Source organism: Marinactinospora thermotolerans DSM 45154 (assembly GCF_900167435.1).
GTDB lineage: Bacteria > Actinomycetota > Actinomycetes > Streptosporangiales > Streptosporangiaceae > Marinactinospora > Marinactinospora thermotolerans.
Window position 1 is genome coordinate 18,689 of the sequence record NZ_FUWS01000015.1, and the last position, 18,977, is coordinate 37,665.

Below are 18,977 nucleotides of genomic sequence, written 5' to 3' on the forward strand. Positions count from 1 at the left end.
ATCCCTGCTCTTCCTATTTTTCGGATGCCCGAATGTCATGCAAGCGTTGCCATGGAGCGCCCTGCGTGATTTCATCCCGGATCATGGCCGCTCTCGCTTGCGCGAGCGGCCTCGCCCCACGCCCGGGGGCACGCCCCGGCCCGATCCCGTCCGTCGTCTCGCGCCCGCGCCCCGGACTACGGGACCCGCGGTGCGCCCCACCGCACAAGGGAACCCATGAGCGACACTTGGTGGCGCAACGCCGTCATCTACCAGATCTACCCCCGTAGCTTCGCCGATACCAACGGCGACGGGGTCGGCGATATCGCCGGGATCACCCGGCGGATCGGCCACCTCGCCTCACTCGGCGTCGACGCGGTGTGGCTGTCCCCGTTCTATCCGTCGCCGTGGGCCGACGGCGGCTACGACGTCGCCGACTTCCGCGACGTCGATCCGCTGCTCGGCACGCTCGCGGACTTCGACGAACTCGTCGCCGCCGCGCACGGGCACGGCATCAAGGTCATCGTCGACATCGTCCCCAACCACACCTCCGAACAGCACCCCTGGTTCCGTGAGGCCCTGGCCGCCCCGCCCGGCTCGCCGGCGCGGGAACGCTACATCTTCCGCGACGGCCGGGGACCCGACGGCTCCCTTCCCCCGAGCAACTGGGAGTCGCGTTTCGGCGGCCCGGCCTGGACCCGGCTGCCCGACGGGCAGTGGTACCTCCACCTGTTCGCCCGTGAGCAGCCCGACCTGAACTGGACCAACCCCGAGGTCCGCGCGGAGTTCGTCGACATCCTGCGCTTTTGGAGCCGGCGCGGCGTGGACGGCTTCCGTATCGACGTCGCGAACTCCCTGTTCAAGGACTTGAACGAGCCCCTGCGCGACGTGGTCGTGATCCCCAAGGGCAGCGGCCTGGAGGACATCGCCGCCAACCCCGACCATCCGCACTGGGACCGTCCCGAGGTCCACGAGGTCTACCGCGAGTGGCGCCAGGTGTTCGAGGAGTTCGATCCGCCGCGGGTGGCGGTCGCCGAGGCGTGGCTGCCCAACGACCGGCTCGTCCGCTACCTGCGGCCCGACGAGCTGCATCAGGCGTTCAACTTCGAGTTCCTGCGCTGCCCCTGGGACGCCACGGCCTACCGCCGGGTCATCGACGCCAGCATCGCCTTCACCGCCTCGGTCGGGACCGTCGCCACCTGGGTGCTGTCCAACCACGACGTGGTGCGCCCGGTCTCGGTGCTGGGCCTGCCCACGGGAACCGATCTGAACGCCTGGCTGTTGAGCGACGGCGCCGAGCCGCCGGCCGACGTGGAGCTGGGACGGCGCCGGGCCCGCGCCGCGGCGTTGCTGGAGCTGGCCCTGCCCGGTTCGACCTACGTCTACCAGGGGGAGGAGCTGGGTCTGCCCGAGGTGGCGGACCTGCCCGCCGAGGTGCTCCAGGACCCGCAGTGGGAGCGCACGGGCCACATCGCCAAGGGGCGTGACGGATGCCGGGTGCCGATCCCGTGGGAGCGGTCGGGGCCGTCGCTGGGGTTCGGTCAGGCGCCCGGCTGGTTGCCGCAGCCGCCCGGGTGGGCGGAGCTGTCGGTCGAGGCCCAGACCGGGGATCCCGGGTCGACCCTGGAGCTGTACCGGACGGCCCTGCGGGTACGCCGGGAGTTCCGCGCCGACGAGTCGTTCGCCTGGGACGAGAAGTACGACGAGGGTGACGTGCTGGCCTTCACCCGCGGTGAGCACGTGCTCGTGCTCGTCAACACCGGTTCCGATCCGGTCACGCTGCCCGACGCCGAGGTGCTGGTGTCCAGCGCTCCGCTCTCCGACGGGACCCTACCGGCCGACACCGCCGTCTGGTTGCGCCGCTGAAGACCATCGCCTTTACATCGTAGATCGCGAAGAGTGACGCGGAAGGGGGCCGGGTCCCGGAACCCGGCCCCCTTCCATCACGGGTCACCCCACCGAGGAGTAGGCCACCACTCCCCTGCGGACGGCGTCCATCGCCGTGCGCGCGGTGGAGCGGACCTTGCTCCCCGCCGGCGCCGCGTCGGCGATCTGGCCGAGCATGTCGACCAGCAGCTTGGCCGCGCGCACGAAGTCGCCGGCCGGCATGTCGGCCTCCTGCAGGATCCGGTCGAGCAGGTCGCCCTTGGCCCACCGGTGGGTGGTCCACACGAACCCCAGGTCGGGCTCGCGCAGGAAGGACACCCGATGGTCGCGTTCGACCTCGTGCAGCTCGCCCCACAGCCGGACCATCTCCGCCAGGGTCTCCTGGGGAGCGCCCGAGGGGATCCGGGGAAAGGCGTCGTCGTTGCGCCGTGACTCGTAGACGAGCGACGACACGCACGCGGCCAGGTCCTCGGGGGACAGGTCCTCCCACAGGCCGCGGCGCAGGCACTCGGCGGCCAGCAGGTCCAGCTCCGAGTAGATCTTGGCGAGCAGGCGCCCCTCGTCGGTGACCGTGTCGCCGTCGAGGTAGCCCAGCCGTTGCAGCACCCCGCACACCCGGTCGAAGGTCCGCGCGATGACGTGGGAGCGTCCCTCGACCCGGCGGCGCAGCCCCTCGGTCTCCTTGCTCAGCCGGAAGTAGCGTTCGGCCCACCGCGCGTGGTCCTCGCGTTCGTCGCACCCGTGACAGGGATGGGCCCGCAACGCCTTACGCAGCCTGGCGATCTCGGGGTCCTCGTGCGCGCCCGTGTCGCGCACGCGCCGCGGGGGCTCGACGCCGATCCCGTCCAGCTTGTTGCGCAGCGACGAGGCGAGGTCACGGCGGGCCTGGGGAGAGCGCACCGAGAAGTTGCGGGGGACCCGCAACCGTCCCGCCGGCTCCACCGGGACCGGGAAGTCCGCGGCGTTGACCCGCTTGGCCTGACGGTTGACGGTGAGCACCAGCGGCGCGGGATCACGGCCGGCCTGCACGCCCGGATCCAGGACCACGGCGAAGCCCGCGTGCCGGCCGGCGGGCACGCGGATGATGTCGCCGACGCGCAGGGACTCCAGGCTGCGCACCGCGTCACGGCGGCGACGCGCGCCCCGGTCGCGTGACGCCTGGGCCTCCCGGTCGCTCAGCTCGCGACGCATCCGCGCGTACTCCATGAAGTCGCCCAGGTGGCAGTTCGCGGCCTCGGCGTAGCCCTCCAGGGCCTCCTCGTGCTTGCGCAGCTGGCGCACCAGGCCGACCACCGCGCGGTCGGCCTGGAACTGGGCGAAGGACGATTCGAGCATCGTCCGGCTGCGTTCCCGGCCCACCTGCCCCACGAGGTTGACGGCCATGTTGTAGGAGGGCTGGAAGCTGGAGTTGAGCGGATAGGTGCGGGTACTGGCCAGGCCCGCGACGGCCTCCGGGTCGGTTCCGGGCTGCCACACCACGACCGCGTGGCCCTCGACGTCGATGCCACGCCGTCCCGCCCGCCCGGTGAGCTGGGTGTACTCACCCGGGGTGAGCATGGCGTGGGTCTCGCCGTTCCACTTGTCCATCTTCTCGATGACGACGGTGCGCGCCGGCATGTTGATCCCCAGCGCGAGGGTCTCGGTGGCGAACACCGCGCGGATCAGCCCGCGCGAGAAGAGCGTCTCGACGATCTCCTTGAACGTCGGCAGCAGCCCCGCGTGGTGGGCCGCGATCCCCCGCTCCAGCGCCGCGATCCACTCGTGGTACCCCAGCACCGCGAGGTCGGCGGGCGGGATGTCGGCGCACTGGCGCTCGGCGTACTCGCGGATCTCGTCGGCCTCGGCGTCGCTGGTCAGCTGCAGCCCCGCATAGACGCACTGGCGCACCGCGTCGTCGCAGCCGGCCCGGCTGAAGATGAAGGTGATGGCCGGCAGCAGGCCGTCCCGGTCGAGCTCGGCGATGATCTGGGGGCGGGTGGGCGGGGCGTGCTTGGAACGCGGGCGGGGAGCGCCGCCGCGCGCCCGCGACTGGGGGTGGCGCCGCCGGTAGGCGAGCTGGGTGATCCGGTCGTCCTCCTGGGCCAGCCGGATCAGCCGTGGATTGACCTGGACCCTCTCTCCGTTGAGGACGATCTCGGCGGTCCGGCCGCCCTGGTCGCGCCGGTCCCGTTTGCGGGTGCGCTTGCGCCCGTCACCCCCTGGACGCTCCTCGTCCGCTCCCGAATCCAGCTCGACGAACAGGTCGTGGATGCGGTTGCCGACCATGACGTGCTGCCACAGCGGGACCGGACGGTTCTCGTCGACGATGACGGTGGTGTCGCCGCGCACCTGCTGCAACCACTGGCCGAACTCCTCGGCGTTGCTCACCGTGGCCGACAGGGCGACCATCCGCACCGACTCGGGCAGGTGGATGATCACCTCCTCCCAGACCGCCCCGCGGAAGCGGTCGGCGAGGTAGTGCACCTCGTCCATGACGACATAGGCCAGCCCGGTGAGCGTCCGCGACCCCGCGTAAAGCATGTTGCGCAGGACCTCGGTGGTCATGACGACGATGGGCGCCTCGCCGTTGACGCTGTTGTCGCCGGTGAGCAGGCCGACGTTGTCGGAGCCGTAACGGCGGACCAGGTCGGTGTACTTCTGGTTGGACAGCGCCTTGATGGGCGTGGTGTAGAAGCACTTGTGGCCGTCGCGCAGCGCCAGGTGGACCGCGAACTCCCCGACCACGGTCTTGCCCGAACCGGTGGGGGCCGCGACGAGCACGCCGTGCCCGCCCTCCAGCGCCTGGCACGCCCTGATCTGGAACTCGTCGAACTCGAACCCGTAGAGGTTCTGGAAGTCCTCGATCGCGGCGCTCGACTCGGCCTGGCGCCGGCGGAACGCGGCATAGCGCGCTGCGTGAGTGCTCATATCGCCCAAGCCTAGGTGGTTTGGGCAGGTGCTGCGGCAAACGGACCTGCTTGGGGCGCCGACGTCCGCCCTGGACCGCAAGAGGCCCGCTCCTCATGGGGCGGGCCGTGCTCGCGGGTCAGTCCGCGTCGTCGGGGGAAACGGTGTTGTTGGGCGAGGGGACCGCCCGTACCGGCACCTCGCCGCGCTGGATCGCCGCCTCCTCGGGAGTCAGGTACTCCTCGGGGATGTCGAACTCGCCGTCCTTGGCTCCCAGGACGAACGCCTCCCACTCGGCGGGGGTGAAGAAGAGAATGCCCTTCTGCGGGTTCTTGCCGTCGCGGACCGCGCGGAAACCGTCGTCGAACTTGGCGACCTCGACGATCGCCTCGGAGTCCTCCCGCGACAGCGACGAACGCATCCACACCGCGTTCGTGGTGTCATGCCACTTCTCGTTCCCCTGCGCCTCCGGTGGGAGCTCGCGGGGCTTCTCCCCACCGGGGATCTGCTCGCTCATCGTGGTCCTCCGTGGAGTGGTCACCGTCGCCGGGGCGGGCCTCCCCGGCTTTCAGGACGACCCTAGCGCCTGGGCGTGATCTCGGGGGCCTCATCGTCGTCGAGCGGAGAGATCTCGTCGTCGGACAGGCCAGCGTAGGGGTCGTTGCTCCCCTTACGCCGGTCGTGCAGGAAGGCGATCAGTTCGGCGAGCTCGAACAGCACCACGACGGGGATTCCCAGCGCCAGCATCGTGAAGGGCTCGCCGCCGGGGGTGGCGATCGCGGCGAACACGAAGGCCAGGAAGATGATCATCCTCCGCCACTTCGCGATGGCGCTGTGCGGCAGGACGCCCAGGAAGTTCAGCAGCACCACGATCAGCGGCAGGACGAAGGCCGCCCCGAACACCAGCAGCATCATGATGATGTAGCTGAGGTAGCTGTCGATGGTGATCATCGGCACCGCGTTGTCCGGGGCGAAGGAGAAGACGACCTCCATGCCCTTTTGGGTGACGAAGTAGGCCAGCGCCGAGCCCGAGAGGAACAACGGGACAGCGGCGGCGACGAAGACGTAGGTGTAACGCTTCTCGTTGCCGCGCAGCGCCGGCGCGACGAACGCCCACAGCTGGTACAGCCAGAAGGGGCAGGAGACGATGATCCCGATGATGATCGCGACCTTGAACTTCAGGAAGAAGGCGTCGAAGATGCCGGTGAAGATCAGGTTGCAGTCCCCGCCCACCCCGCCGCGCACGGCCGCCGGCAGGGCGCAGTAGGGGCGCTGGAGGAAGGACCAGACCGGGTCGAACAGCAGGAAGCCGACACACACGCCGAGCCCGACGAAGATCAGCGCCTTGACGATGCGGTTGCGCAGTTCGCGCAGATGGTCCATCAGCGGCATGCGCCCCTCGGGGTTGGCCTCTCGCCGCTGTCGTCTCACCCGCATGACCGCTTACTCTCTCCGCCAGGTCTGTACCGACACGCGCGGCGCCGCTGTGCGACGCCGCGCCGAACCATTGTGGCCCGTTCGCCCCTTCTGGGCGCCCAGGGGATCATTCCCCGTAGGGCCGCCGGTGGGGCTCACCGCTGTTCTCCACGATGCGCTGGCCCGCGGGAAGCTGCGGGTAACCGTTGTGCTGCGGCTGCTGGGGATGGGGACGCCCCTCCTGGGGGACCCCGTAGGCCTGCTGCGGGCCCGCCTGCTCCTGCGTCGCCCCGGGAGCCTGCTGTTCCTTGGGGGTGTCGTCGTCCTCGCTGAGCCCCTTGGCCTCGGCCTTGAGGATGCGCGCACTGCGCCCCATCGACCGCGCCAGTTCCGGCAGCTTCTTCGCGCCGAACAGCAGAAGGGCGATCACCAGCAGAATGAGGATCTCGCGCGCTCCGATACCACCCATGTCTCAACCTCTCTCCGGGGCGCTACCTGCGCCATCGATGGTACGCCCTGATCGGCGAGTGCTCACCGGGCCTCCGCCCTGACTCGGTCGGTCAGCTCCTGTAGCGCCGCGTAGCGCGGTTCCAGCTCGGCCCTGGTGAGCGCGACCTGCTCCTCCAGCCTCCGTACCTGCGCCAGCAGCCGCAGGAGCAGGACGACCAGGACGGACAGGCCACCGAGGGCGGCGAGGAGAAGACCGATCATGACGAGCACGTTTCGAGCCTACTCGCTCATTCCGGAAACGTCAGTGCGCCCTGGGTCGGAGACGGCCACCGGACGGGAAAGGTAAGGCCGGCTTCCTCGCGTTTTCCCTCCTCGTTCACCTGACGGAACATCTGGGGCCGGCCCGGCGGAGCTCAGGGGAGATAGGCCCCTAGCGCCTTCCCGGCCTCCTCGCGCACCTGCTCGGCGACCTCCACGGGCGCCACGACGCGAGCGTCGGGCCCCAACCGCAACGCCAGGCGGCGCGCCCACGCCGGCACCGGGGTGCGCAGCGTCGCGCGCAGCCACCCGCCGTCCAGTTCGCGCAGCCCCTCGCAGACGTACTCCTCGGCGACCCAGCGGCCCGCCGGGGAGAGGTCCAAGGTGACGAACGTGTCATGGGGAGAGGGCGGCAGCAGCCCTCCCTCCAGGTCACGTCCGTGCACCCCCTCGGGGACCTCGGCCGCGACCGGCAGCACGGTGAGGTCCAGCACCCGGTCCAGCCGGAAGAGGCGGACGTCCTGGCGCAGCCGGCACCATCCTTCCAGGAACGGGTGCCCCTCCTGCACCAGAAGGCGGATCGGATCGACCTCGCGCTCGGTCACCTCGTCCTGGTAGCTCGACAGGTAGCGCAGGTGCACCCGGTGGCCGCCCCGGAGCGCCTCGTCGGCGCGGCGTTGCACGTCACGCACCTCGTCGCTGATCTCCAGGCGCACGTCCACGGCTTCGGTCAGCCGCTCCACGGGGGCGCCGGCCGCCTCCCTCAGCTTGGTCTCGACGCGCTTGAGCGCGTCGCTGTCGGCGATGCCGGGGAGTTCTCCGAGCAGGTCGCGCAGCAGTTCGACGCCGATGACGAGGCTGGCGGCCTCGTCCGCGGTCAGCCGCAGCGGCTTGGCCAGCGTGTCGGCGTTGGCGATGATGATCTCGCCGGTCTGCTGCGCCGCCTCGATGTCGACGTCGATCAGGTCACCGGGGGTGTAGCCGGGCAGCCCGCACATCCACAGCAGACCCAGGTCCTTGATCACCTGCTTCTCGCTGAGCCCGAAGTGCTCGGCGACCTCGGAGACGCGCACGTCGTGGCTGAGGGCGTAGGGCACCAGCATCAGCAACCGGCGCAGCTGCTCGGAGGAGGCGGCTGCGCGCCGGGGAGCGGCCGCGTGGAGCTCACGCGCGGCGGGCGCCTCGGCCTCGACGTCCCCGAGGTCGCGCTCGGCCACCGCCCGCAGGTGGGCGGCGATCGCGGCGCGGGCCTCGTCGGGTTCCACGACCTCCACCCGGGCCCCGTAGCCGGCGACGTCGGCGACCAGGCCGGCCGGGTCGGTGTAGGGGTACTCCAAGACGTCCCAGCCGGGTTCGCCCACCGAGTGGTCGCCGGGCAGGATCCGGTGCGCGCGACGGCGCAGCTCGTGCGCCGCGTCCGCGCGCACCCGCAGCACCGCCACCCGGTCGGGGCCGGACTCTTGCAGACGCACCATCGACCGCACATCGGCGTCGGCGGGGACCTCGACCGGCGGGCCGCTGGTGACCACCCGCACGTCGCCGACGATGCGGCCCAGCCGGAAGACCCGGCGCGCCCCGCGGCCCCGGTCGTGGCCGGCCACGTACCAGCGGCCCCGGAGGTTGACGACGCCCCACGGTTCGACCTCGCGGCGCGTCACCTCCAGGTCGGGCTTGCGGTAGTCGAACACGATCGGGCGCCGGTCCCGAACCGCCTGCCACACCGGCAGGAAGGCGGGTTCGTCGGTGGCCAGGACCGGGGCGACGCTGGGCGCGGCGTCGTCGTGGACGGGCACGCCCGCGGCGCGCAACTTCATCAGCGCGTTGGCCGCCTCGCTCCCCAGCGCGGCGTGCCGCCAGGCCCGCGCCGCCAGGCCGAGGACGGCGGCCTCGTCGGGGCGCAGCTCGATCTCGGCCAGTTCGTAGTCGGCCCGGGAGATGCGGTACCCCTCCTCGTCGCTCCAGACGTCTCCTCCGCCCATCTCGATCGGGATGCCGCTGTCGCGCAGCTCCTTCTTGTCCCGCTCGAACATGCGCTTGAACGCCGCGTCGCTCTCGGCCTTGGAATAGCCCGGCACCGTCGCCCGGATCTCCTGCGCGGTGAGGAAGCGCCGCGTGGCGAGCAGGCAGATCACCAGGTTGAGCTGCCGTTCGGTCTTCTCCTGCGACATCGTGCCGTGCCCTTCCAGCATTGTCGTCAATCGCGCGGGTCCGCCGCGCCCGCACTCGGCAAGACGGTACCGTGCCTGCGTGATCAGATGGCGTGAAGGCGAAGTCAGATCGGTCCGGCGCGAGTGGCCCGGTGCGGCGGAGCTGGAGGTGACGCTGGAAGGGACCCGTGAGGGGTGCCGCGCGCTGGCCTACACCTCGCTCGTCGGACTCCCCCGGCCCGGCGACCGCGTCCTGCTCAACACTAACGCGCTGGCCCTGGGCCTGGGAACCGGCGGTTACGCCCTGGTCGTGGCGATCCCCGACCGGCTGCCCCCCGACCCGCCCCGCGGCCCCGGCCATCTCGTCAAGGCCCGCTACACCCCGTTGCAGGCCACCGTGCTCGGCGCCGACGAGCAGGACTCCCCCCATCACGCCGTACTCCGCGACGCCGACGGGATCGAGGCCATGCCGGTCGTCACCGCCGACCTGCACTCGGCGCTGCCGGCGATCCTCGCCGGGATCGAGCGGGAGCGCCCCGGCAGCCGCGTCGTCTACGTCATGCTCGACGGGGGCGCGCTGCCCGCCTGGTTCTCCCGCAGCGCGGCCGAGCTTCGAAGCTCCGGGAGGCTCACGGCCACCGTCACCGTCGGACAGGCCTTCGGTGGCGACCTCGAAGCCGTGACCACCCACACCGGACTGCTGGCGGCCCGGCACATTCTGGGCGCCGAGATCACCGTGGTGGCGCAGGGGCCGGGCAATCTGGGCACCGGCACGCCGTGGGGCTTCTCCGGGGTGTCCACGGGCGAGGCCGTCAACGCCGCGGCGGTGCTGGGCGGGCGGCCCGTGGCGTCGCTGCGTGTCAGCGAGGGCGACGCGCGCGAGCGCCACCACGGCCTGTCCCACCACAGCCTCACCGCCTACGGCCGGGTCGCGCTGGCCCGCGCCGAGGTGGTCGTCCCCCGGTTGCCGGGGGAATTCGGCGAACGGGTGCGCGCGCAGGCGGCGGTGCTCGGCGAGCGGCACACGCTGGTCGAGGTCGACGTGGAGGGCCTGGAGGAGGCCCTGCTGGAACTGCCGGTGCGGCTGTCGACCATGGGGCGCGGTCTGGCCGAGGACCGCGCCTACTTCCTCACCGCCGCCGCGGCGGGCCGCCACGCCGCCCGGCTCCTCGCCGCCACGACCTGACCCGCCTCGGCGCCGCGGACGGGGCCCGCGGCGCCGGATCCGCTACTCGCCGTCGGGCGACGCCGACGCCTCGGGTTCGGCGGAGGCCTCGGGCTGGTCGGAGGGTTCGGGGGCCGGCTGGGTGTCCACGGCGCCGAGGATGTCCACGACGAAGACGAGCGTGCCCGCCGGAGAGCCGCTGGCCTCGGCGTTCTCGCCATAGGCGAGGTCCTCGGGGATCACCAGCATGACCCGGCTGCCCACCTTCTGGCCGACCAGCCCCTCGTCCCAGCCCTGGATGACCTGGCCGACACCGATCGCAAACGTCGCGGGGGTGCCGTCGCGGGTCCAGGTGGAGTCGAAGACCTCGCCGTCGTTCCAGGTCACGCCGGTGTACTGGACGACGAGCTGCTGGCCGGACTCGACCTCGGGCCCCTCCCCCTCGACCAGCTCGACGGTTTCGAGCTCCTTGGGCGGGTCGGCGTCGGGGATCGTGATGTCGGGCATGGCCCGTCCGGCGTCGGCCGCGGTCGGCAGGTCGCCTCCGCCGTCGGTGGTCTGCTCACCGGGGACGACGTCGCCCTTGCCGTAGCGGCCGCGGATGTCGAGGACCGACACCGACGTGGTGCCCTCCTCCGAGGGCTGGCCGGTCGTGGGGTCGCTGGGCGGGAAGACGTAGACGACCCGGCTGCCGACCGGCTGGTCGATGAGGTCGGCCGTCAGCTCCTCGGTCATCTGGCCGAGCTGGAGGAGCATCGGGGCACCGGTCTCGTAGGTCGACTGGACCTTCTCCGTCTTCCCCTTGCCGGTCCAGTCGTAGTCGACGATGTCGACGAGCAACATGTCGTCGGAGCGCACCAGCTCGCTCTCGCCCTCGCCCTTGTGGACCACCCCGGAGATCTGCTCCTTGGGCGGGTCGATGTCGGGGAAGGACACCTCGGGCTCCTCGCCGACCGGACCGGTCGCGGTGGGCAGGCGCTCGTCGAGCTGCTCCTCGTCCGACTTCAGAAATGCGGGCGTCCGCCAGTCCTCTGGAATGACGCCGCAACTGGAGGCCCCCAGCATCAGGGCGGAGAGCGGCACCACGAGGGCCGCGGCGGCACGTCGACGCATATTGTCACTACCTCAAGAGTCCGGTATGGGAATCCCCGACACACTATCGAAGAAGCCAGGATGACCCCAGCCGGTAAGAGGCCGGTAAGAGGGGGCGCCCGGCGGGCGTCCCCTCGACGACCGGCTACATGCCCGCGATGAGCTTCTCCACCCGCTCGTCGACGGACTTGAACGGGTCCTTGCACAGCACCGTGCGCTGCGCCTGGTCGTTGAGCTTGAGGTGGACCCAGTCGACCGTGAAGTCGCGCCGCTTCTCCTGGGCCCGCCGGATGAACTCGCCGCGCAACCGGGCGCGCGTGGTCTGCGGCGGGACCGACTTGGCCTCGAAGATCTTCAGGTCGCCGACGACCCTCTCCATCTGGCCGCGGCGCTGCATCAGGTAGAACAGCCCGCGGTCGCGGTGGATGTCGTGGTAGGTGAGGTCCAGCTGGGCGATACGCGGCGAGGACAGCGAAAGACCGTGCTTGGCCCGGTAGCGCTCCAGGAGCTGGTACTTGGCGACCCAGTCGATCTCGCGGGCCACCAGGTCGAGGTTGCCGGTGTCGACCGCGTCGAGGGTGCGCTGCCACAGTTCCAGCACGCGCTTGCCGGTGGCGTCGGTTCCGTGGCGGTCGACGTAGGTCTGGACCTTCTCCAGGTATTCGCGCTGGATCTCCAGAGCGCTGGCCTCGCGCCCGTTGGCCAGGCGCACCTTGCGCCGGCCGGTCATGTCGTGGCTGACCTCGCGGATCGCCCGGATCGGGTTCTCCAGCGTGTAGTCGCGCATGATCACGCCGGCCTCGATCATCCGCAGCACGAGGTCGGTCGAGGCCAACTTGAGCAGCGTGGTGGTCTCGCTCATGTTGGAGTCGCCGACGATGACGTGCAGGCGGCGGAAGCGCTCGGCGTCGGCGTGGGGCTCGTCGCGCGTGTTGATGATGGGACGCGACCGGGTCGTCGCCGAGGAGACCCCCTCCCAGATGTGCTCGGCGCGCTGGCTGACGCAGTACAGGGCGCCCCGCGGGGTCTGGAGCACCTTGCCGGCCCCGCAGATGATCTGACGGGTGACCAGGAAGGGGATGAGGATGTCGGCCAGCCGGCCGAACTCCCCGTGCCGTCCGACGAGGTAGTTCTCGTGGCACCCGTAGGAGTTGCCGGCCGAGTCGGTGTTGTTCTTGAACAGGTAGATCTCGCCGGCGATGCCCTCTTCGTGCAGACGCTGCTCCGCGTCGACCTGCAACCCCTCGAGGATGCGCTCGCCCGCCTTGTCGTGGGCGACCAGGTCGAGCAGGCTGTCGCACTCGGGGGTGGCGTACTCGGGGTGACTGCCGACGTCGAGGTAGAGCCGGGCCCCGTTACGCAGGAAGACGTTGCTGCTGCGCCCCCACGACACGACGCGGCGGAACAGGTAGCGCGCCACCTCGTCCGGAGACAGTCTGCGCTGCCCCCGGAACGTGCAGGTGACGCCGTACTCGTTCTCCAGACCAAAGATGCGACGTTCCACGTGGCCTCAACTCCCGTCCCACGTCACCGCAGGTGGCGCCCTGCGGCGCTCCACCAACCCACACTATTGCCCGGGCTCCCCCACCGCCATGGGCCGCGCATGACCGGTTCCTCCCGGTCGCGCGGGCGGTGCGGGGAGCGGGGAAAACGGGCGGGCGCCGGCCGGGCCCTCTGCCCGACCGGCGCCCGCCCGTCCCGGTCACGTCCGCCTCCCTCACGTCTCGGTGTCGCCGGATTCCTCCGGCCGCGTCCCCGAGGCGCGCGACTCGGCGATGAGGCGGTTCAGGCGCTCGCCCTGGACGCGGCGGAACTTGCGGTGTTCGCGCGCCCGGTCGAGCACCGCCACCTCCAGGCTGGCGGCCTCCAGCTCACGCCGTTCGCCGTTCTCGTGGGACAGCGCGTGCATCGCCGTGGCCAGTGCCGTGGCGAGCGGGGCCTCGCCGTCGTAGCGCTCCTTGAGCGCGCTGGTGACCCGTTCGGCCGATCCGCCCATGGCGACGAAGTCGCGTTCGTCGACCACGGAGCCGTCGAAGGTGATCCGGTAGATCTGGTCGGCCTCGGGGGTGTCGCCCACCTCGGCGACGACGATCTCGACCTCCCAGGGCTTGTTGCTCTCGGTGAACACCGCGCCCAGCGTCTGGGCGTAGGCGTTGGCGAGCATCTGACCGGTCACGTCACGCCGGTCGTAGGCGTAACCGTGGGAGTCCGCGTAGCGGACCCCCGCCAGCCGCAGGTTCTCGAACTCGTTGTAGCGGCCGACGGCGGCGAAGGCGATGCGGTCGTAGAGCTCGCTGATCTTGTGGAGGGTCCGGGACATGTTGTCCGCGACGAACAGGATCCCGCCGTCGTAACGCAGGACGACGGCGCTGCGGCCCCGCGCGATTCCCTTACGCGCGTAGTCCGCCTTGTCCTTCATGATCTGTTCGGGCGAGACGTAGAACGGCATCGACACCGCGGAGTTTTCCTTTACTGGTCGGTCCGGCGGCCCGGGTCGCGGGCCGCGACGGGAAGGGGGACGGGGCTCAGCTCAACGGCGCGGTGGGACCGTCGGGGCGCTGGGAACGACCGGTGACGACGGTGTCGGCCAACTCGGCGACCTCGTCGGCCGGCAGCCGCCGATGCCCGTCGTCGGTGATGACGTCGACCAGCGGGTAGATCCTGCGGTGCACGTCGGGCCCGCCCGTGGCGGAGTCGTCGTCGGCGGCGTCGTAGAGCGCCTGCAACGCCACCAGGGCCGCGTCCTCCTCGGAGAGGTCGTCGCGGTAGAGCTTCTTCAGCGATCCCCTGGCGTAGACCGAGCCGGAGCCGATGGAGTGGTAGCGGTGTTCCTCGTACCGGCCGCCCACGGGGTCGTAGCTGAAGATCCGTCCCTCGCCGCGCGGCTCGTCGTAGCCGACGAGCAGGGGGACCACGACGAAGCCCTGGAGGGCCATGCCGAGGTTGCCGCGGATCATCGAGGCCAGCCGGTTGGCCTTGCCCTCCAGCGACAGCGGCCGGCCCTCGCGCTTCTCGTAGTGCTCCAGCTCGACCTGGAAGAGCCGGGCCAGTTCGATGCCGATGCCGGCCGACCCCGCGATGGCCACCGCGGAGAACTCGTCCGCGCGGAACAGCTTGTCCATGTCGCGGTTGGCGATGACGTTGCCGGAGGTCGCCCGGCGATCGCCCGCCAGCAGCACGCCCCCGGGGAAGGTCAGCGCCACGATGGTGGTGGCGTCGGGGGTGAGGTGGGAGGAGTCGCCCTGTGGCAGGTTGCGCCGCCCCGGGAGCAGGTCGGGGTTCACCTGGGCCAGAAAATCGATGAACGACGACGTTCCCGGGTTCATGAACGCTGCGGGCAGCCGTCCGCCGATTCCGAACGCTTCAGACACGCGACTCCCTTCGGTGGCGCCCCAGCCCTGGTTGAGGGGCGAGCGGGGCGCGGTGGGTGGTTGTAGTCATCTGGTGTTCTGACCCTACTGAGCCCGCCGTACGGGCGTGTAGCGGCCGATGGCCTTCTCGCTGTGGGCGAACTGCCCCGGCGCGGGCGGGCCCGGGGTCGCGGCCCGCCCGCGCCGGTCCGCGGGCCGGGCGCGGCGGGCCGGGCGTGGGCTACTGGCCACCCTTCTGGACGAACTGGCGGACGAAGTCCTCGGAGTTGCTCTCGAGCACCTCGTCGATCTCGTCGAGGATGTCGTCGACGTCCTCCGACAGCTTCTCGTTGCGCTCCTGGACGTCGCTGCCCGCCTCGACTTCCTCGACCTCCTGGTCGGTGCGGTTCGCGTGCTTCTGGCCGCCGGTGTCCTTCGTCGCCATCTCCACAACCTCCCTATTCGGGGTCTCGCCCCTTATATTGGCCCAACCCAGGTCCGCTCAACCTTGATCGTGGCCGCTGTTTTGTCACGGGACGTGAAAGAGCCGTGTGACCTCGCCCCTTCCCACCTCCGCCGTGGCCGTGGACCGGCGTGTCCTCCGTGAGGTTGTGGACAAGACGTCCACAATTGGACGGGGATCCGGGCGCCCGTCCGGCCATAGCGGTGTACAGGGCGCCCACCGCGCCGGCCGGGTGGCCGGCGCGGGTGTGCAAGGGGGGATTCGATCATGATCAAGCGCGGCAAACCGGGCAAGGACGGGAACGTCAAGGTGACCTTCTCGCTGCCCCTGGAGGAGCAACCCGGCCCGGTCTCGGTGGTCGGCTGCTTCAACGAGTGGGACCCGCACGCCCACCCGCTCACCCCGCGCTCCAACGGCAAGCGCAGCGTGGTGGTCACCGTGCCGTCGAGCTCGACACTGCACTTCCGCTATCTGGCGGACAACGGCGTGTGGTTCGACGACCACGACGCCGACGCGGTGCACGAGGACGGGGGCCGACTGCACGTGTGAGACCGCCGCGGACACGCCAAGGGCCGCACGGACCGTTCTGCCCGGTCCGTGCGGCCCTTGGCGTGGTCGTTCGGGCGGCTCAGCGGCGCTCGCCGGTGAGGGCCGCGACGAGGTCACTGGCCGTCGGCGAGCGGTCGAGCAGCGCGCCGACGTGTTCCCTGGTGCCCCGCAGCGGCTCCAGGGTGGGCACCCGCTGGAGCGAGTCGTGGCCGGGCAGATCGAAGATGACGGAGTCCCACGAGGCCGCCGCGACGGAGTCGGCGTACTTGTCCAGGCACCGCCCCCGGAAGTAGGCGCGGGTGTCCTCGGGCGGCTCGGTTATGGCGCGCTCGACCTCCTCCTCGTCGAGGAGGCGTTCGATACGGCCACGGGCGACCAGCCGGTTGTACAACCCCTTGTCCGGACGCACGTCGGAGTACTGGAGGTCGACGAGCTGGAGACGGTGGTGGTCCCAGTCGAGACCGTCGCGTTCGCGGTAGCCCTCGAGCAGTTTGAGCTTGGCCACCCAGTCGAGCTCACCGGCCAGGCGCATCGGATCGTCGGCGAGGCGGTCCAGGGTGCTGCCCCAGCGCTCCAGCACGTCGGCGGTGTCGGGGTCGACGTCGGTGCCGAACCTGTCCTCGACGTACTTGCGGGCCTGGTCGAAGTACTCGCGTTGGAGTTGGAGCGCGGTCATGCGGCGGCCGTCGCGCAACCGCACCGCGTGGGTGAGCGTGGGGTCGTGGGAGATGGCCCGCAGGTCGGCCACCGGGGTCTCCAGCGACAGGTCGACCCCGATGAACCCGTCCTCGATCATCGCCAGCACGATCGCCGTGGTGCCGAGCTTGAGATAGGTGGAGATCTCGCTCATGTTGGCGTCGCCGATGATGACGTGCAGCCGCCGGTACTTGTCGGGGTCGGCGTGCGGCTCGTCTCGGGTGTTGATGATGGGGCGTTTGAGCGTGGTCTCCAGCCCCACCTCGACCTCGAAGAAGTCGGCGCGCTGGCTGATCTGGAAGCCGGAGTCGCGGCCGTCGGCCCCGATGCCCACCCGGCCGGCACCGCAGATGACCTGCCGGGAGACGAAGAACGGCACGAGGTGCCGCACGATCTCGCCGAAGGGGGTGGACCGGCGCATCAGGTAGTTCTCGTGGCAGCCGTAGGAGGCGCCCTTGTTGTCGGTGTTGTTCTTGTAGAGCTGGATCGGGTCGATCCCGGGGACGGCCCCGGCCCGGCGCGCGGCATCGGCCATGACCCGTTCACCGGCCTTGTCCCACAGCACGGCGTCGCGAGGGTTGGTGACCTCGGGGGCGGAGTACTCGGGATGGGCGTGGTCGACGTAGAGCCGTGCGCCGTTGGTCAGGATGACGTTGGCCAGTCCGAGATCCTCGTCGGTGAGCTGGGAGGGGTCGGCGACCTCCCTGGCGAGGTCGAACCCGCGGGCGTCCCGCAACGGGTTCTCCTCCTCGAAGTCCCAGCGGGCCCTGCGCGCCCGGGCGGCCGAGGCCGCGAGGTAGGCGTTGACCACCTGGGTGGATGTCACCATCGCGTTGGCACCAGGGTTGCCGGGCACGGAGATCCCGTACTCGGTCTCAATGCCCATAATCCGCCGCACACTCATGCCTTGAAGAGTATCCTTCGGGATCCCTCCTTGAACGTGAAGAAGCGGAATTGTGGCCGCGCCACTTCCCCCTTGCCGCCGCCTGGCCACCCTTCGGCACGCATTCGTCCGTGTGGGACGGGCGTGTCCCGTCCTTTCGACCTCGCAGGAGGGCCGGCCGCCGGCTGGAGAGCCGGGGAGCGCGCCGAACGGGGACGGGAGGCGTCCTCGGCCGCCATCCGGCACCCGCCTTCACGAGGGACAAACGGATAAACGGGAGAAATAGCGACAAAATATTATTTCCCATGAAAACCCCTGGGTCGGGAAACGCCCTCCAGGACGCCCCCTCCCCGCGAAGCCACCCCGGGAGAGGACCGTCCAACCGGGTGGTGGCAGCGCCGAAGCGGCCTGGCGGGCACGCCGCGCACCGGATCGTCGGCCGTCGCCGGCCAGGCGGCCGTGGGCGTCCGCCCGGCCCGTCCGGCCCCGCCCTCGCGCCGTCTCGTCCGGAGGGCCCTGTCGCCGGCCCTCGAACGCAGGCGGGAACCACCGCGGGGTGAGAGCGACGGGCGGCCAAGCGCGGACGTCAACGGTGGCCACGTCGATTACGGGTCTGGGGGTTTCACCCGGGACGCCTCAGCTATCCGAAGATCTTGTCCTCTTCCGGCAGGCTTCGCAGCGCACCGGCCTACAGAGGACGACGCAAAGCCGACCATGCCATGCCCACCATGCTGTCCCTACCGACACAGTTACAGCAAAACCCCTGCCGGGTACACCGGGCAGGGGTTCTTGAATGCCTGCTTAGCTCAGGCTGGAGAGCCCTCGCTAGCAGCGAAGGGCCCGAGCGTCGCGTGATGTCGGAGACGCCTGGTCCTGTCAACGACTGGAGCCGTGGCAGCGGTCTCGGGCACTGAGGGATCACACCTGGGCGGCCAGGGCCTTCCAGTAGGCGACGTCGGCCGCCCGGTTGAAGTAGGCGTTGGTGCACACGTCGTACAGACCAGCGCCCGAGGTGCTGTTGGTCTCCAGGAAGCTGCCGTTGTCGTAGAGGTTCCACAGCAACAGGACGTCCCCCAGGCGCACCGACTGGTCCAGGGTGCCGGAGGTCTGAGCCAGGATCCGCCAGCGGCCGGTGCCCTGAGCCCGGTCCCTGCCCGGTGAGGTGGAGACGTCATACTTGCCGCCGGACTGCTTCTGAGCGTCGGACGCATGCCCGTTGGTGTCGAGGTACCCGCCGTCGTCCTGGTAGAGGTTGCGCAGGTAGATCACATCCCCGCTGTTCACCAACGACCCGGCAGCCTTGCCTGTGGCCGACAGAACCTCCCACGTGCCGGTGCCAGCACCTCGGGTGGGCGTGTCCGCGGTGGAGACTCCGTACTTGGCGGGGGCGGGGCGGTGCCCGTTGGTATCGAGGTACCCGCCCGCCCAGTTGTTGTACCCGTTCTGCAGATGGATGAGGCCGCCGTACCTGATTTCGTTCGCCATAGAATTCCTCTCCCAAGCAGAAAACAAACAGCATTGTGACAATGCGCCCACGACTCAAACTTGCACGCCAACAAGACCACTGTGCCAGCAACCAATCCCCACGCACACCTTTTTCCATGAAAACATATAATCTTCCCAATTCCAGACACGCCCAACCCTTCCCCAAGGAGGACCGAAAATGAAAATGCACCAAAAGCCACTATTGCCCCCGAAGGCATAACTTAGACGAATAAGGACCGCGGAAGTAGATACACCCAAGAAGCAGACATCT

General features: G+C 70.2%; 16 protein-coding genes. 3 read left to right on the top strand and 13 right to left on the bottom strand.

What is annotated here, in order from left to right; translation table 11 throughout:
* The first annotated feature begins 216 nt into the window (after positions 1–216).
* Entirely contained in the window at positions 217–1,845 is a 1,629-nt protein-coding gene (locus B5D66_RS22185) for a glycoside hydrolase family 13 protein (RefSeq protein ID WP_078763751.1), read from the top strand.
* Between the two features lie 84 nt (positions 1,846–1,929).
* Here B5D66_RS22185 and B5D66_RS22190 read toward each other — a convergent pair whose 3' ends face one another.
* The 6 genes from B5D66_RS22190 to B5D66_RS22215 form a co-directional block, all read right to left on the bottom strand.
* Entirely contained in the window at positions 1,930–4,773 is a 2,844-nt protein-coding gene (locus tag B5D66_RS22190; protein ID WP_078763752.1) for a DEAD/DEAH box helicase, read from the bottom strand.
* A 118-nt stretch (positions 4,774–4,891) separates the two neighbouring features.
* Positions 4,892–5,269: a DUF397 domain-containing protein gene (locus B5D66_RS22195; RefSeq protein WP_078763753.1), complete on the bottom strand. Its 378-nt coding sequence runs from the start codon at positions 5,267–5,269 to the stop codon at positions 4,892–4,894.
* Positions 5,270–5,331: 62 nt separating this feature from the next.
* Positions 5,332–6,144 carry a twin-arginine translocase subunit TatC gene (gene tatC, locus B5D66_RS22200; protein ID WP_078763754.1) on the bottom strand — a complete coding sequence of 271 codons (813 nt, stop codon included), beginning with the start codon at positions 6,142–6,144 and terminating at the stop codon, positions 5,332–5,334.
* A 151-nt stretch (positions 6,145–6,295) separates the two neighbouring features.
* Entirely contained in the window at positions 6,296–6,637 is a 342-nt protein-coding gene (gene tatA, locus B5D66_RS22205) for a Sec-independent protein translocase subunit TatA (RefSeq protein ID WP_078763755.1), read from the bottom strand.
* Between the two features lie 62 nt (positions 6,638–6,699).
* Positions 6,700–6,888, bottom strand: a complete 189-nt coding sequence (locus B5D66_RS22210; RefSeq protein WP_078763756.1) for a hypothetical protein — start codon at positions 6,886–6,888, stop codon at positions 6,700–6,702.
* 143 nt (positions 6,889–7,031) lie between these two features.
* Positions 7,032–9,044, bottom strand: a complete 2,013-nt coding sequence (locus B5D66_RS22215) for a helix-turn-helix transcriptional regulator (protein ID WP_078763815.1) — start codon at positions 9,042–9,044, stop codon at positions 7,032–7,034.
* Between the two features lie 79 nt (positions 9,045–9,123).
* Here B5D66_RS22215 and B5D66_RS22220 point away from each other — a divergent pair, with 79 nt between their 5' ends.
* A complete protein-coding gene (locus B5D66_RS22220; RefSeq protein WP_078763757.1) occupies positions 9,124–10,209 on the top strand; it encodes a DUF3866 family protein in 1,086 nt (361 codons plus the stop codon).
* A 42-nt stretch (positions 10,210–10,251) separates the two neighbouring features.
* Here B5D66_RS22220 and B5D66_RS22225 read toward each other — a convergent pair whose 3' ends face one another.
* The 5 genes from B5D66_RS22225 to B5D66_RS22245 all read right to left on the bottom strand — a co-directional run bounded on the left by B5D66_RS22225 (position 10,252) and on the right by B5D66_RS22245 (position 15,075).
* Positions 10,252–11,301, bottom strand: coding sequence for an FKBP-type peptidyl-prolyl cis-trans isomerase (locus B5D66_RS22225; protein ID WP_200813753.1), 1,050 nt, complete (start codon positions 11,299–11,301; stop codon positions 10,252–10,254).
* Positions 11,302–11,425: 124 nt separating this feature from the next.
* Entirely contained in the window at positions 11,426–12,784 is a 1,359-nt protein-coding gene (gene pafA, locus B5D66_RS22230; protein WP_078763758.1) for a Pup--protein ligase, read from the bottom strand.
* Between the two features lie 213 nt (positions 12,785–12,997).
* Entirely contained in the window at positions 12,998–13,729 is a 732-nt protein-coding gene (prcA, locus tag B5D66_RS22235) for a proteasome subunit alpha (protein ID WP_078763817.1), read from the bottom strand.
* A 76-nt stretch (positions 13,730–13,805) separates the two neighbouring features.
* Positions 13,806–14,651 carry a proteasome subunit beta gene (gene prcB, locus B5D66_RS22240; RefSeq protein ID WP_078763759.1) on the bottom strand — a complete coding sequence of 282 codons (846 nt, stop codon included), beginning with the start codon at positions 14,649–14,651 and terminating at the stop codon, positions 13,806–13,808.
* Positions 14,652–14,871: 220 nt separating this feature from the next.
* The gene (locus B5D66_RS22245) at positions 14,872–15,075 is read right to left on the bottom strand and encodes a ubiquitin-like protein Pup (protein WP_078763818.1); all 204 of its coding nucleotides are present in this window, start codon (positions 15,073–15,075) and stop codon (positions 14,872–14,874) included.
* Between the two features lie 285 nt (positions 15,076–15,360).
* Here B5D66_RS22245 and B5D66_RS22250 point away from each other — a divergent pair, with 285 nt between their 5' ends.
* On the top strand, positions 15,361–15,642 hold the full coding sequence (locus tag B5D66_RS22250) for an early set domain-containing protein (protein WP_078763760.1): 282 nt from the start codon (positions 15,361–15,363) through the stop codon (positions 15,640–15,642).
* A 79-nt stretch (positions 15,643–15,721) separates the two neighbouring features.
* Here the strand turns inward: B5D66_RS22250 and dop are convergent, their stop codons facing one another.
* Together dop and B5D66_RS22260 are read right to left on the bottom strand one after the other, a co-directional pair.
* A complete protein-coding gene (gene dop / locus B5D66_RS22255) occupies positions 15,722–17,242 on the bottom strand; it encodes a depupylase/deamidase Dop (protein ID WP_394330082.1) in 1,521 nt (506 codons plus the stop codon).
* An 897-nt stretch (positions 17,243–18,139) separates the two neighbouring features.
* Entirely contained in the window at positions 18,140–18,706 is a 567-nt protein-coding gene (locus B5D66_RS22260; protein WP_078763762.1) for a hypothetical protein, read from the bottom strand.
* Between the last annotated feature and the right edge of the window lie 271 nt (positions 18,707–18,977).

Bases quoted from the DNA above. Each gene is read 5' to 3' on its own strand.
- B5D66_RS22225 (WP_200813753.1), bottom strand. From the start codon at position 11,301: ATGCGTCGACGTGCCGCCGCGGCCCTCGTGGTGCCGCTCTCCGCCCTG.
- B5D66_RS22185 (WP_078763751.1), top strand. From the start codon at position 217: ATGAGCGACACTTGGTGGCGCAACGCCGTCATCTACCAGATCTACCCC.
- B5D66_RS22190 (WP_078763752.1), bottom strand. From the start codon at position 4,773: ATGAGCACTCACGCAGCGCGCTATGCCGCGTTCCGCCGGCGCCAGGCC.
- dop (WP_394330082.1), bottom strand. From the start codon at position 17,242: ATGAGTGTGCGGCGGATTATGGGCATTGAGACCGAGTACGGGATCTCC.
- tatC (WP_078763754.1), bottom strand. From the start codon at position 6,144: ATGCCGCTGATGGACCATCTGCGCGAACTGCGCAACCGCATCGTCAAG.
- B5D66_RS22260 (WP_078763762.1), bottom strand. From the start codon at position 18,706: ATGGCGAACGAAATCAGGTACGGCGGCCTCATCCATCTGCAGAACGGG.
- B5D66_RS22250 (WP_078763760.1), top strand. From the start codon at position 15,361: ATGATCAAGCGCGGCAAACCGGGCAAGGACGGGAACGTCAAGGTGACC.
- B5D66_RS22195 (WP_078763753.1), bottom strand. From the start codon at position 5,269: ATGAGCGAGCAGATCCCCGGTGGGGAGAAGCCCCGCGAGCTCCCACCG.
- B5D66_RS22245 (WP_078763818.1), bottom strand. From the start codon at position 15,075: ATGGCGACGAAGGACACCGGCGGCCAGAAGCACGCGAACCGCACCGAC.
- tatA (WP_078763755.1), bottom strand. From the start codon at position 6,637: ATGGGTGGTATCGGAGCGCGCGAGATCCTCATTCTGCTGGTGATCGCC.
- prcA (WP_078763817.1), bottom strand. From the start codon at position 13,729: ATGCCGTTCTACGTCTCGCCCGAACAGATCATGAAGGACAAGGCGGAC.
- B5D66_RS22215 (WP_078763815.1), bottom strand. From the start codon at position 9,044: ATGTCGCAGGAGAAGACCGAACGGCAGCTCAACCTGGTGATCTGCCTG.